The sequence below is a fragment of the Leucobacter sp. wl10 genome (assembly GCF_003569785.1).
Lineage (GTDB): Bacteria > Actinomycetota > Actinomycetes > Actinomycetales > Microbacteriaceae > Leucobacter.
On sequence record NZ_KZ983987.1, the window covers coordinates 333062 to 345951 of the forward strand.

Annotated in this window: 11 protein-coding genes; all 11 read left to right on the top strand. The window is 70.7% G+C overall.

What is annotated here, in order from left to right; genetic code table 11:
* Positions 1-281: 281 nt before the first annotated feature.
* Positions 282-2576, top strand: coding sequence for a polyribonucleotide nucleotidyltransferase (locus D1J51_RS01595; RefSeq protein WP_119073409.1), 2295 nt, complete (start codon positions 282-284; stop codon positions 2574-2576).
* A gap of 290 nt (positions 2577-2866) precedes the next feature.
* Positions 2867-4420: an HNH endonuclease signature motif containing protein gene (locus D1J51_RS01600; RefSeq protein ID WP_119073410.1), complete on the top strand. Its 1554-nt coding sequence runs from the start codon at positions 2867-2869 to the stop codon at positions 4418-4420.
* Positions 4421-4479: 59 nt separating this feature from the next.
* Positions 4480-5946 carry a M16 family metallopeptidase gene (locus tag D1J51_RS01605; protein WP_119073411.1) on the top strand — a complete coding sequence of 489 codons (1467 nt, stop codon included), beginning with the start codon at positions 4480-4482 and terminating at the stop codon, positions 5944-5946.
* A gap of 56 nt (positions 5947-6002) precedes the next feature.
* Positions 6003-6779 carry a 4-hydroxy-tetrahydrodipicolinate reductase gene (gene dapB / locus D1J51_RS01610; protein ID WP_119073412.1) on the top strand — a complete coding sequence of 259 codons (777 nt, stop codon included), beginning with the start codon at positions 6003-6005 and terminating at the stop codon, positions 6777-6779.
* Positions 6776-7252: a tetratricopeptide repeat protein gene (locus D1J51_RS01615; protein ID WP_240422753.1), complete on the top strand. Its 477-nt coding sequence runs from the start codon at positions 6776-6778 to the stop codon at positions 7250-7252. The genes dapB and D1J51_RS01615 overlap by 4 nt, the downstream gene beginning before the upstream one ends.
* A gap of 134 nt (positions 7253-7386) precedes the next feature.
* Entirely contained in the window at positions 7387-8985 is a 1599-nt protein-coding gene (locus D1J51_RS01620) for an APC family permease (RefSeq protein ID WP_119073413.1), read from the top strand.
* A 27-nt stretch (positions 8986-9012) separates the two neighbouring features.
* Positions 9013-9969: a GGDEF domain-containing protein gene (locus D1J51_RS01625; RefSeq protein ID WP_119073414.1), complete on the top strand. Its 957-nt coding sequence runs from the start codon at positions 9013-9015 to the stop codon at positions 9967-9969.
* Positions 9970-10028: 59 nt separating this feature from the next.
* Positions 10029-10829, top strand: a complete 801-nt coding sequence (locus tag D1J51_RS01630; protein ID WP_119073555.1) for a thymidylate synthase — start codon at positions 10029-10031, stop codon at positions 10827-10829.
* 29 nt (positions 10830-10858) lie between these two features.
* Positions 10859-11344 (top strand): dihydrofolate reductase, encoded by a 486-nt coding sequence (locus tag D1J51_RS01635; protein ID WP_205547644.1) that lies wholly within the window; start codon positions 10859-10861, stop codon positions 11342-11344.
* 2 nt (positions 11345-11346) lie between these two features.
* Complete coding sequence (locus D1J51_RS01640) at positions 11347-12207, top strand: helix-turn-helix domain-containing protein (RefSeq protein ID WP_119073415.1); 861 nt, start codon at positions 11347-11349, stop codon at positions 12205-12207.
* A gap of 84 nt (positions 12208-12291) precedes the next feature.
* Positions 12292-12885, top strand: a complete 594-nt coding sequence (locus D1J51_RS01645; RefSeq protein WP_119073416.1) for a DUF5655 domain-containing protein — start codon at positions 12292-12294, stop codon at positions 12883-12885.
* The last annotated feature ends 5 nt before the right edge of the window (positions 12886-12890 follow it).

Genomic DNA, 12890 nt, shown 5'->3' on the forward strand with positions numbered 1-12890 from the left:
TGATCTGAACGCGCACATCCGAGGCGTTGCGATTCCGCCTAGAACCCGGGCCCCGCATCTTCTCGGAGCGCGAGTGGTAATCTTGGGGGAGCGGGCGTCTGCCCGCGTCAACGATTGAACCGAGCACGTCGGCCGGCGGGCTGGTCTTCGGTGGTGGATCCCTCTGCCCGCTTCGGCCGCGCAGAGTGGTCTTCGACTGAACATCAGCACCCGCGGCTGCGGCGAACGTTCGCGGAGCCTCGAGCTGCCCGCCGCGTGCTCACGTATGTGAAGGAGAACCCGTGGAGGGTCCTGAGATCAAATTCGCCGAGGCCGTGCTCGACAACGGCAGGTTCGGCAAGCGCACCATCCGCTTCGAGGCCGGCCGCCTCGCGCAGCAGGCGCAGGGCGCCGTCGCCGCGTACCTCGACGAGGAGACGATGCTCCTCTCGGCCACCAGCGCATCCAAGCAGCCGAAGGACCACTTCGACTTCTTCCCGCTGACCGTCGACGTCGAGGAGCGCGCGTACGCCGCGGGCAAGATCCCCGGCTCGTTCTTCCGCCGCGAGGGCCGCCCCTCGACCGAGGCGATCCTCGTCTGCCGCCTCATCGACCGCCCGCTGCGCCCGTCGTTCGTCGACGGCCTGCGCAACGAGGTGCAGATCGTCGTCACCGTGCTGTCGATCGCACCGGGCGAGTTCTACGACGCGCTCGCGATCAACGCCGCCTCGGCGTCGACCCAGATCTCGGGCCTGCCCTTCTCCGGCCCCATCGCCGGCGTGCGCCTCGCGCTCATCGGCGACCAGTGGGTCGCGTTCCCCAACGAGGCGCAGCTCAAGGAGGCCGTCTTCGACCTGATGGTCGCGGGCCGCGTGATCGCGAAGGCCGACGGCTCCGAGGATGTCGCCATCATGATGGTCGAGGCCGAGGCCACCGAGGGGTCGTGGGACCTCATCAGGGCCGGCGCGACCAAGCCCGACGAGGCCGTCGTGGCACAGGGCCTCGAGGCCGCCAAGCCCTTCCTCACCCAGCTGGTGAAGGCGCAGGAGCAGCTCGCCGCGCAGTCGGCCAAGGAGGTGCAGGAGTACCCCGTGTTCCTGCCCTACTCCGACGATGTGTACGCCGCCGTCGAGGCCCTCGCCGAGGGCGAGCTCGCCGGCATCTACCAGATCGCCGACAAGGTCGCGCGTCAGGACGCCGACGACGCGCTGAAGGCGCGCGTCAAGGAGGCCGTCGCGGCCAGGGTCGCCGCGGGCGAGCTCCCGGCGGAGGCCGAGGGCCAGGTCTCGGGCGCCTACAAGTCGGTCACCAAGAAGATCGTGCGCGGTCGCATCCTCTCCGAGGGCGCCCGCATCGACGGCCGCGGCCTGCGCGACATCCGCGCGCTCGACGCCGAGGTCCAGGTGATCCCGCGCGTGCACGGCTCGGCCATCTTCCAGCGCGGCGAGACCCAGATCCTCGGCGTCTCCACGCTGAACATGCTGAAGATGGAGCAGCAGATCGACTCGCTGTCGCCCACGACCAGCAAGCGCTACATGCACCATTACAACTTCCCGCCCTACTCGACGGGTGAGACCGGCCGCGTCGGCAGCCCGAAGCGCCGCGAGATCGGCCACGGCTTCCTGGCCGAGCGGGCGCTCGTGCCGGTGCTGCCGAGCCGCGAGGAGTTCCCCTACGCGATCCGCCAGGTCAGCGAGGCGCTGGGCTCGAACGGCTCCACCTCGATGGGCTCGGTGTGCGCCTCGACGCTGTCGCTGCTCAACGCCGGCGTGCCGCTGCGCGCACCCGTCGCGGGCATCGCGATGGGGCTCGTGTCCGACGAGGTCGACGGCGAGACCCGCTATGCGACCCTCACCGACATCCTGGGCGCCGAGGACGCGCTGGGCGACATGGACTTCAAGGTCGCAGGCACCTCCGAGTTCGTGACCGCGCTGCAGCTCGACACCAAGCTCGACGGCATTCCCTCCGACGTGCTCGCGGGCGCGCTGTCGCAGGCGAAGGAGGCGCGCACCACCATTCTCGACGTGCTGTCGCAGGCGATCGACGCCCCCGATGAGATGGCGCCCACCGCGCCGCGCATCATCAGCGTGCAGATCCCGGTCGACAAGATCGGCGAGCTGATCGGCCCGAAGGGCAAGACGATCAACGGCATCCAGGACGAGACCGGCGCCGACATCTCGATCGAGGACGACGGCACCGTGCTGATCGGCGCGACCGACGGTGCTGCGGCCGAGGCCGCCCGCGCGCAGGTCAACGCGATCGCCAACCCGCAGAATCCGGAGGTGGGCGAGCAGTACCTCGGCACCGTGGTGAAGAACGCCGCCTTCGGCGCCTTCGTCTCGCTGCTGCCCGGCAAGGACGGCCTGCTGCACATCAGCGAGGTGCGCAAGCTCGCCGGCGGCAAGCGCATCGACAGCGTCGACGACGTGCTCTCGATCGGCCAGAAGATCCTCGTGAAGATCACCAAGGTCGACGACCGCGGCAAGCTCTCCCTCGAGCCCGTGCTCGACGAGCAGGCTTCGGCTTCGGAGGAGGCCGCTCCCGCGGCTGAGGCTCCGGCGGTCGATGCTCCGGCCGTCGAGGCCGCTGCCGAGTAGTCGGTTCCGATCCCGGTTCGGGATCCGCGAGCGCCCGCCCTCCCCGCCGTGGGAGGGCGGGCGCTTTCGCGTGAGCGGCGGGTGCGCCACGTGCACTTCGGTATTTCGGCACTTCATCAATTCATCAATTCATCAATTCATCACTTCGTTACTCCGTCACTTCGGCACCTCTTCACTTCGGCACCTCGGCACCTTGGCTCTTCGGCTCTTCGTCCACAGGCGGCCGAAACCGGTGAACCTCGTGGAGTTGTCCCTAGGTGTTTGTGCTGATCAGATGGGAAAATAGAGGCATGGAACTCTTCACCGACATCATGGCCCGGGTCGCGGCGATTCGCGATCTCACGGGCGAGGTGTCGGATGCGGGGCTGCTGCCGGCGGCGGTGGATCGCCTCGATGACGGGGAGGCGGTGGCGCTGCTGGAGTTGGCGTCCGAGGTGGGGCGGATGGTGGAGCGGTTGCGGACGGCGGCGGCGGGTGTCGTGGCCCGGCGCTCGTCGCGTGAGGCGGGGCACGCGGGCGTGGCGCAGGCGCGGGGGCATCGCAGTGCGGTGGCGCTGGTGCAGCGGCTCACGGGGAGCAGCCGGGTGGAGGCCGCGCGGCAGGTGCGGGTCGGCGAGACGCTCTACGACGGCGCTGAGGCCGCCGGGGTGTTCCGCGGCGATGCGGGTGAAGAGAGCGCCGACGGCGATGCGGATCCGAGGGAGGCGGGCGGGATCGCCGCAGCCCCGTGGCACGCCCCCTTGGGGTGTGCGCTGCTTGGCGGTGAGATCTCAGAGGCGCAGCACGACGCGATCCTGCGCGGGCTCGGACAGCCGCCGGAAAGCCGCGTCGCGGCCTTCGATGTGGCCTCGGACGCGGCGGCGAACTCGGCGGCAGCCGAAGCTGCTCGGGAGGCTGCTGAATTCGCTGCAGCGTGGTCGCTGTCAGCGGAACAGCTCATCGCGGAGGCCGATCGGCGCACGGTCGAAGAACTCGCGAAGGCGGCCCGGTTCGTCCGGGATCAGCTCGATCCCGCTGGCGCCGAGGAACGGTACCTGGCTCGGTACGAGCAACGCTCGTTCCGGATGTGGACCGACCGCGACGGGGGCGCCCGGGCGAGTCTGGTGTTCGACGACCTCTCGGCGGCGTGGTTGCGCTCCGTGCAGGACGCGGCGCTGCGTCCCCGCAGAGGAGGTCCGCGATTCGTGGATCCCGCCGAGCAGGCTCGCGCCCGCGAACTGGCGTCGGATCCCCGTTCCAACGAGCAGCTCGCGTTCGACCTGTTCATGGATCTCCTGCGAGCGGGCTCCCTCGCCGAAGCGGAGGTCGTGTACGGGACCCGACAGGCCGCCGTGCGGCTCGTGCGGGTCGTCACCGAAGACGACGGAGGGGCCGCCGCGGCATACACGGAAGACGGGGTGCGCGCCCTGCCGGCCTGGGTGGCCAGGCAGCGGGCCTGCACCGCCGGCACCCTCGCCGTCACCGTCGACCGCGCGGGGAATCCCCTCGATCTCGGGCGCACCCAGCGCCTGTACACGCCGGCGCAGCGGGTGGCCCTCGCGGTCAGAGACGGGGGCTGCCGGTGGAGGGGATGCGACCGGCCCGCCTCTTATTGCGAGGCGCACCACATCGACGAGTGGGCCGCGGGCGCCGGGAGAACCGATATCGATCGAGGGGTCCTGCTGTGCGCGTTCCACCACATGCAGCTGCACCACGGCGGGTGGCGCATCACCCGTGATGGTACCGGCGACTTCATCCTCCACGATCCTGGCGGCGGACGGACCGCGCTGCCACCGCGGATCGAGCTCCGATACGCGTGGGCGGGTATCGACCCGCCGCCGCCCCGCTTCATGCTCGCAGCCTGAATCCCGGGAGCGCTCGCCCAGGGGTGAGCGCACACCCGACTCGGCGGTAGGCTGATGGGATGCACGAGCCGATCCTGCTGCCCCTCGACCAAGCCGAGCTCCGAGCCGACCTGAGCGGCGGTCTTGTCCGCCGCACCGTGCACCCGAGCGGGTTGCGGGTGCTCACGGAGCGCATGCCCGGCGTGCGCAGCGCGACCGTCGGCTTCTGGGTGGGGGTCGGCTCCCGCGACGAGCAGGCCGAGCGGGGAGACGCGCCGGGAAGCCTCGGCTCCACGCACTTCCTCGAGCACCTGCTGTTCAAGGGCACGCCCACGCGTGACGCCTACTCGATCGCGACGAGCTTCGACCGCATCGGCGCCGAGCACAACGCGCTCACCGCGAAGGAGTACACCTGCTACTACGCGAAGCTGCGCGATGTCGACTTCGAGGGCGCGGTGACGGTGCTGGCCGACATGGTCACCAACTCCGTGCTCGACACGACGGAGTTCGAGAACGAGCGCGGCGTGATCCTCGAGGAGCTCGCGATGGCCGCCGACGACCTCGCCGACGTGGCGAACGAGCGGTTCTTCGAGGCCGTGCTGGGCGAGCACCACCCCCTCGGCCGGCCCATCGGCGGCAGCCCCGAGACGATTCGCGCGGCGCGGCGCGGCGACGTCGCCGCCCACTACCGCGAGCGCTACGACCCCTCGACGCTCGTCGTCGCAGCAGCGGGCGCGGTCGATCACGACCGCCTCGTCGAGCAGGTGCTCGCCGCCCTGAACCTCTCCGCCGAGGAGCGCTGGCACACGGATCGGAGCGCGATCCCGGCCCGGCGGGTGCAGGGGGCCGGGGAGGAGCCGGCCGCGACGATCGGCTCCGTCGCAGCGCCGGCCCGCGTGCGCGGCGCGACCGACGGGATCCCCTCGCGGGACGCGGGATCCGCGACGAGCCTCGTGGACCCGGCGATCTCCCCGGGAGCGGCGCCCCGGGTCTGCCTCACCGAGCGCCCCTCGGAGCAGATCAACCTCATGATCGGTACCGAGGGGTTGCGCGCCCACGACCCGCGGCGCTTCGCCTTCGGCATCATGAACTCGGTGCTGGGCGGCGGCATGTCGAGCCGGCTCTTCCAAGAGATCCGTGAGAAGCGGGGCCTCGCCTACACCGCCTACTCCTTCGGCGCGAGCTACTCCGACGGCGGCCTCTTCGGCATGTACGCGGGCGCGGCGCCGGAGAAGGCGGCCGAGGTCGCCGAACTCAGCCGCGTCGAGCTCCAGAGGCTGGCCGAGGGCGGCATCACGGAGGAGGAGCGCGAGCGCGCGCTCGGGCAGATCGCCGGATCCTCCGCCCTGGCGCTGGAGGACTCCGACACGCGCATGGGCCGCCTGGCCCGCGCCGAGCTGGGGAACGGGGAGCTGTACGACCTCGACGCCTCGCTGGAGCGCTTCGAAGCGGTGAGCGCCGAGGAGATTCGCGAGATCGCGGCGCTGCTCGCCGCCGGCCCGCTCACCGTGGTCGCGGTCGGCGACACGGGTCGCTCGAGCCTGTAGCCGACCGTCGGCTGCGGGCGCGGCGCGGGGCCCGCAGCGCGGGTAGGCTTGGACGCATGTCTGTGAGCGTTGCCGTCTCCGGGGCCACCGGTCGTCTGGGGAGCCTGGTCTGCGAGGTGGTCGATGGCCACCCCGGTTTCGAGCTGACGGCACGTCTGAACCGCGCCTCGGGCCCCGAGGATGGCGCCGGCGCGCGGATCCTCGTCGATGTCAGCCACCCCGAGGCGTCGCCCGGCATCGTCGAACGCGCACTCGACCGCGGCCAGAGGGTGATCGTCGGAACGAGCGGGTGGTCGGCCGAGCGGCTTGCGTCGCTCGGGGAGCGCGTGGCCGCGACCCCCGGTGCCGGAGTGATCGTGGTTCCGAACTTCTCGCTGGGGTCGGTGCTGGGCACGGCGCTCGCTCGCGCGGCCGCCCCCTACTTCGACGCCATCGAGGTGATCGAGGCGCATCACCCCCGAAAGGTGGACTCGCCGAGCGGTACCGCTGTGCGCACCGCGGAGGCGATGGCCGAGGCGCGAGGCGGCCGCCCCGTGGAGGCGCCGTTTGCCGACCAGCCCGCGCGCGGCCAGCTCGTCGCGGGGATCCCGGTGCACAGTCTGCGCCTCGCCGGTGTCGTGGCGAAGCAGGAGGTGCGATTCGGCGGGGCCGGGGAGGTGCTCACCATCGCGCACGACACGCACTCGAACGACGCGTACCGAGCCGGCATCAGGGCCGCGCTCGACGCGGCCGTGACCGCGGAGGGGCTCACCGTGGGGCTCGACCGGGTGCTCGGGATCGGCGCGCTCGGGATCGGTGCGCCCGGGAGCAGCGCGCCCGGGGGGCGCCCGTGAACGCGCGCGCGGGCTCCGTCCTCGGCGTCGCCGTCATGAGCGCGCTGCTCGTGCTCTACTTCGTGTTCGCGGGCGTTCGCGCGTTCGCGCTGCTGATATCGGGCGAGCCGCTGCCGATCCTCATGGGCGCGGCGATGCTGGTACTGCCGCTGCTCGGCGTCTGGGCGCTCGTGCGCGAGCTGCAGTTCGGGCGCACCGCCACCCGGCTCTCCGACCGGCTCGCCGCCGAGGGCGTCCTGCCCGAAGAGCCCGTCGCGACGCGCCCCTCCGGCCGCCCGGTGCGCGAGGACGCCGACGCCGCGTTCCCGCGGTACCGCGACGAGGTGGAGCGCGATCCGGAATCCTGGCGCGCGTGGATGCGGCTCGGAATCGTGTACGACGCGTGCGGGGATCGAAAGCGGGCTCGCGCTGCGATTCGACAAGCCATTGCGCGAGAGCGCGATGAAGTTCGTGGTACTTCTGGGCCGATTTAGGGAAACCTGGGGTTCGCCCCTACAATCGTCGGCGGAAGCCAGCGGCTCGGGGCCCGGATGACCTCGCGACGATCCCCGCCGGCGAGCAGGACGCACGAACACGCGGCGGTGCGTGGGAAAGCAGCGGCAACAACATGGCCAAGTACGACCTTTCGGCTCCCGAGCCGGCGACGCGCACCCTGGACTCCGTGTCCGGCATCAGCAAGAAGGGGCTTCCATCGGGCACCGTGGGCGTGCTGGGCGCCCTCGTCATCGGCATTTCGACCTGCGCCCCGGCCTACACGCTGACCTCCGCGGTCGGCCCGGCGGCGAGCGAGGTCGGCTACCAGACCCCGGCGATCTTCCTCATGGGCTTCATCCCCATGCTGCTCGTGGCGATCGGCTACCGGGCGCTCAACTCGGCCATGCCCGACTCGGGCACCTCGTTCACGTGGGCGACCCGCGCCTTCGGACCCTGGGTGGGGTGGATGGCTGGGTGGGGCCTCATCGCCGCGACGGTGCTCGTGCTCTCGAATCTGGCCGGCATCGCAGTGGAGTTCCTGTTCCAGTCGATCAGCATCCTGGTGGGCGACCCGGCGATCGCGGATCTGGCCGGCAACCGCTTCATCAACATCCTGGTCTGTCTGGGATTCATGGCGCTCGCCACCTTCATCTCCTACCGCGGCATGACCTCGACCAAGGCGTTCCAGTACGTGACGGTCGCCTTCCAGATGGTGGTGCTCGTCTGGTTCATCATCGCCATGTTCGTCGGGGCGGGCGACCCCGCCAACGCGCAGGGCCGCGTGCCCGAGCTCTCCTGGTTCAACCCGTTCGAGGTCGACGGCTTCAGCGCCTTCGCGGCGGGCATCGCGGTCTCGATCTTCGTGTACTGGGGATGGGACACCGTGCTCACGATGGGCGAGGAGACCAAGCCCTCGAAGGGGCGTTTCTCGACCGAGAGCAAGGCCGCGATGATCCTCATCGCGATTCTCCTGGTGCTCTACGTCGGCACCGCTGCCGCCACCGTGGCCTACGCCGGGCTCGGCAGCGGCCCGACGGGCCTCGGCAACCCCGACATCGCCGAGAACGTGTTCGCGGCGCTCGCGAACCCCGTCATGGGTCCGGCCGCGATCCTGCTCTCCCTCGCGATCCTCGTGAGCGCGATGGCCTCGATCAACTCCACCGCGATCTCGCCGGCGCGCACGCTGCTCGCGATGTCGCACTACGGGGCTCTGCCGCCGTCGATCAAGCGCATCCACCCCAAGTACAAGTCGCCGTACGTGGCGCTGCTGTGGTCGTCGATCGTGGCCTCCGTCTTCTACGCCGTAATGCGCTTCATCAGCGAGGACGTGCTGTGGGACACCATCACCGCGCTCGGCATGATGGTGTGCTTCTACTACGGCATCACCGCGCTGGCGAGCCCCTGGTACTTCCGCAGGACCGCGCTCAAGGAGGGCGTCGGCTCGCTGATCTCCAAGATCGTGCTGCCCGCCGTCGGAGGCGTCCTGCTGCTCGTGGTCTTCGTGCAGACCACGATCGACAGCATGGATCCGAGCTTCGGCTCGGGCAGCAACATCGGCGGCGTCGGCCTGGTCGGCGTCATCGGCATCGTGGTGCTGGGTCTCGGCGTGGTGCTGATGTTCCTCCAGTCGCGGGTGTCGCCCGGCTTCTTCAGGGGCGAGGTGCTCGCGCGGACCGACGCCAGCAACGACACCTCGGCGGTCGAGGTCTTCGACGACGGCCTCGGCTCCTGAGGCCGGCGCGAGGCGGGAGGTAGGCGCGTGCCGCGGTTCAAGAGGGCGCAGACCGACCGCTCGATCGCGACCGCCCTGTACTTCTTCACCGGCGCCCTGCTCGCCGGGCTCAACGTCACCGTGTTCCGCATCGGCGAGGTCCCTCGTCTCGACGTGGTGGTCGCCGGCGTGCTCAGCGCGGCGGCGGGCTGCGCGGTGCTCGTCCGCGGCCGGCGCTTCTCGACTGCGGCGGCCGCGGTGCTGATGACGCTTTCGATGCTGTTCGTCGTGCCCACGGTGGCGCTCTCGCCGAACGAGATCCGCGCGCTGAACATGGGCCTGCTCTTCGTCCCGTTCTTCATCTACGTCGTCTGGTTCCTGCCGATGCTCGTCGCGCGAGTGCTCGGGTACAGCTGGCTGCTGTCCTACTCGGTGGTGATCGTGCTGAAGCACGGGGAGCCCGTCTACCCCGTGCTGGCCACCCTCGCGCTCACGGGCGCGGTGCTGGGGGAGCTGGTGGGTCACTTCAAGAAGCGACTCGATCGGGTCTCCATCACCGATTCGCTGTGCGACGTCTGGAATCGGCGCGGCTTCGATCGCCTGCTGCCGAAGGCCGTCGTGAACGCGCAGCGCACAGGGCGGCCGCTCTCGCTGCTGTACGTGGATCTCGACGACTTCAAGACCATCAACGACCGGGACGGGCACGGCGAGGGGGATCGGGTGCTGCAGGACTTCGCGCGCGCGATGCAGGATCGCACCCGGCCGCAGGACGTCTTCGCTAGGTTCGGCGGCGACGAGTTCGCGCTGCTGCTCGTCGACTGCGACACGGCGCAGGCGCTGGAGATCGGCGAGCGCCTGCGCCGGGAGATCGACGTCACCCCGTGGTCGTTCGGCATCGCCGAGTGGCACATCGGGGAGGATCCCGAGACCTTCGTCTCCCGGGCGGACGTGCAGATGCTGAGCGAGAAGCACGGGCGGAAGGGACTCCGGATCAGGCGCGACTGAAGCGGCGGTCGGGATCCCGGAACGCGGGTTGCGGCGCTAGACTCGTGGGCGTGACTGCGATCCCGATCCCCACCCCCTATGAGGACCTGCTGCGCGAGGTCTACGAGCACGGCACCCCCAAATCGGATCGCACCGGCACAGGTACGCGCAGCCTCTTCGGGCGGCAGATCCGGTACGACCTCTCCGAGTCGTTCCCGCTCATCACGACGAAGCGGGTGCACTTCAAGTCCGTCGCGGTGGAGTTGCTGTGGTTTCTGCGCGGCGAGGGCAACGTCGCGTTCCTGGAGGAGCACGGGGTCACCATCTGGGACGAGTGGGCCGACGAGAACGGCGATCTCGGCCCGGTCTACGGGGTGCAGTGGCGGTCGTGGCCGGCTCCGGGCGGCGAGCACATCGACCAGATCTCGCGGGTCGTCGAGCAGCTCCGCAGCAACCCCGACTCGCGGCGCCTCATCGTCTCGGCCTGGAACGTCGCCGACCTCGACGAGATGGCCCTCGCCCCGTGCCACGCGTTCTTCCAGTTCTACGTCGCCGACGGCCGGCTGTCGTGCCAGCTCTACCAGCGCTCCGCCGACATGTTCCTCGGCGTCCCCTTCAACATCGCGAGCTACGCGCTGCTCACGCTCATGGTGGCGCAGCAGACCGGCCTCGAGCCCGGCGAGCTCGTGTGGACGGGCGGCGACTGCCACATCTACGACAATCACGTCGAGCAGGTCGAGCAGCAGTTGGCCCGGGATCCCCACCCCTACCCGCGCCTCGAGATCCGCAGGGCCGACTCGATCTTCGACTACGCGCTCGACGACTTCGAGGTGATCGACTACCGGCATCACCCGGGCATCAAGGCCCCGGTCGCGGTGTGAGCGGGCGCGGCGCCCGCGTGCGCATCGGCATGATCTGGGCGCAGGCGCGCTGCGGCGCGATCGGCCGGGGTGGGGAGATGCCCTGGCACCTGCCGGAGGATCTCGCGCACTTCAAGCGCGAGACGCTCGGGGCTCGGGTCGTCATGGGCCGCCGCACGTGGGAGTCGCTGCCCGGGCGCTTCCGGCCGCTGCCGGGTCGCGAGAACGTGGTGGTGACGCGGGATACCGGATTCGACGCGCCCGGGGCGGTCGTGGCGAACTCCCTCGAGGCGGCCCTGAACGAGGTGCGCGATCGCGGCGCGGAGCGGGCCTGGATCATGGGCGGCGGCCAGCTCTACCGGGCGGCCATGCCGCTCGCCGACGAGCTCTCGGTCACGCGGATCGAGCTCGACGTGCCCGACGCCGATACCTTCGCGCCCGAGATCGGCGCCGAGTGGGCGCTGGCGGATCCTGGCGCACCGGCCGTGTCCCGGACCGGCCTCGAGTACCGCTTCGAGCGCTGGCTGCGCGCCTGAGCGTGCACTACGTCGAGCTCGCCGATGCGGCTGACGCGGCCGGCACGGACGCAGTCACGGGCATCTGGTACCTGGACATGCCCCGCACGCACCCGGTTGAGCTCGTGCTGCCCATGCCGTCGATCGAGATCATCGTCAACCTCTCCGACCCCTACGAGCTGCTCCCCGACGGAGCGGAGCCCCTTCCGACGCCGACGGTCTTCCTCACCGGCGTGCGCGATCGGGTCATCCGCTTCGGCGATCCGAGCCGGCTGCGCCACATCGGCGTGAGGCTCGCGCTCGACGGCCCGTCTCGCCTCGGCATCGTGCCGCGGACCGGGGTGTCCGAAGTGCCGGCGAGCATGTCGGACGAGCTCCTTTCGGCGGTGCCCTCGCGGTTCCGGGTGACGGGGGCGGGGGAACCGGCCGAGCATCCGGAGGACGCCGAGGTGCTGGGGTGGCTGCGCGCGGTCGCGCGGGTGATCGCTTCCAGGGGCGAGCGGGAGCGCGAGGCGCAGCGCACGGTGCGATTCGCGCTCGGCCGGTGGGAGGCTGATCCCGCGGTGCCGGTCGGAGAGGTCGCGAGAGAGCTGGGCATCGCGCACAAGACGCTGATTGCCAGGTTCCGGGCGGTCACCGGGGTGGCGCCCTCCCGGATCGTGCGCATGCTCATGGTGCACCGCCTGCTCGAGACGCTGCCGCCCGCGGGGGAGCCGTGGACCTGGACGCGGCTGGTCGGGCAGAGCCCGTACGTGGACCAGTCGCACTTCATCCGCAGCTTCAAGCGGATGACGGGTCTGACGCCGAAGCTCTACCTCGCCGCGCTCTCCGCGTCGACCTACGACACCCCGTACTTCATCGGCGGCGACGCGGGCGGCGGGTGACGCGGTCGGCGGGCGACGCCGGGTAAAGCCCGTCCAATTCTCCGCGCCTGTACGCGGCCATACTGGCCGTGAGGAGGACATCGCATGGACATCGAACAGGCGCTGGAGACGCAGCTGCAGAACATCGAGCGATCGAGCGGAAGGTCGCGGAGCGAGTGGCTCGACGAACTCGGGCCGCTGCGGGCGGGCGGGATGAGGCATGGCCAGATGGTCGCCTGGCTGAAGTCGGAGCGGGGTCTCACGCATGGCAACGCCAACCTGCTGGCTCGCCTGGCGGGGAGCGGAGACGCGCCGCAGGATCCCGCTGCGCTCGTCGAGGCCCAGTACGCGGGTGCGAAGGCCGCGCTCCGTCCGCTCTACGATCGGCTCGTGGCCTTCGCGTCGACGCTCGGCACGGACGTCGCGGTCGACCCGAAGAAGGGCAGCGTGGCGCTGCGCCGCTCCAAGAACTTCGCCGTGATCACCCCGGCGGCCCGCGACCGCATCGACCTGGGCCTCAATCTCGGCGATGCGCAGCCTCGCGGACGTCTCGAAGCGGCGGGGGGCATGTGCTCGCACCGCGTGCGCCTCGATGCAGCGGACCCCGTGGACGAGGAGGTGCGGGCGTGGCTCCGCGAGGCCTACGATCTCGCCGTCGGCGGGCCCGGCAGGCGATCCGGCGGGCCGTCCGATGAGTGATCCGG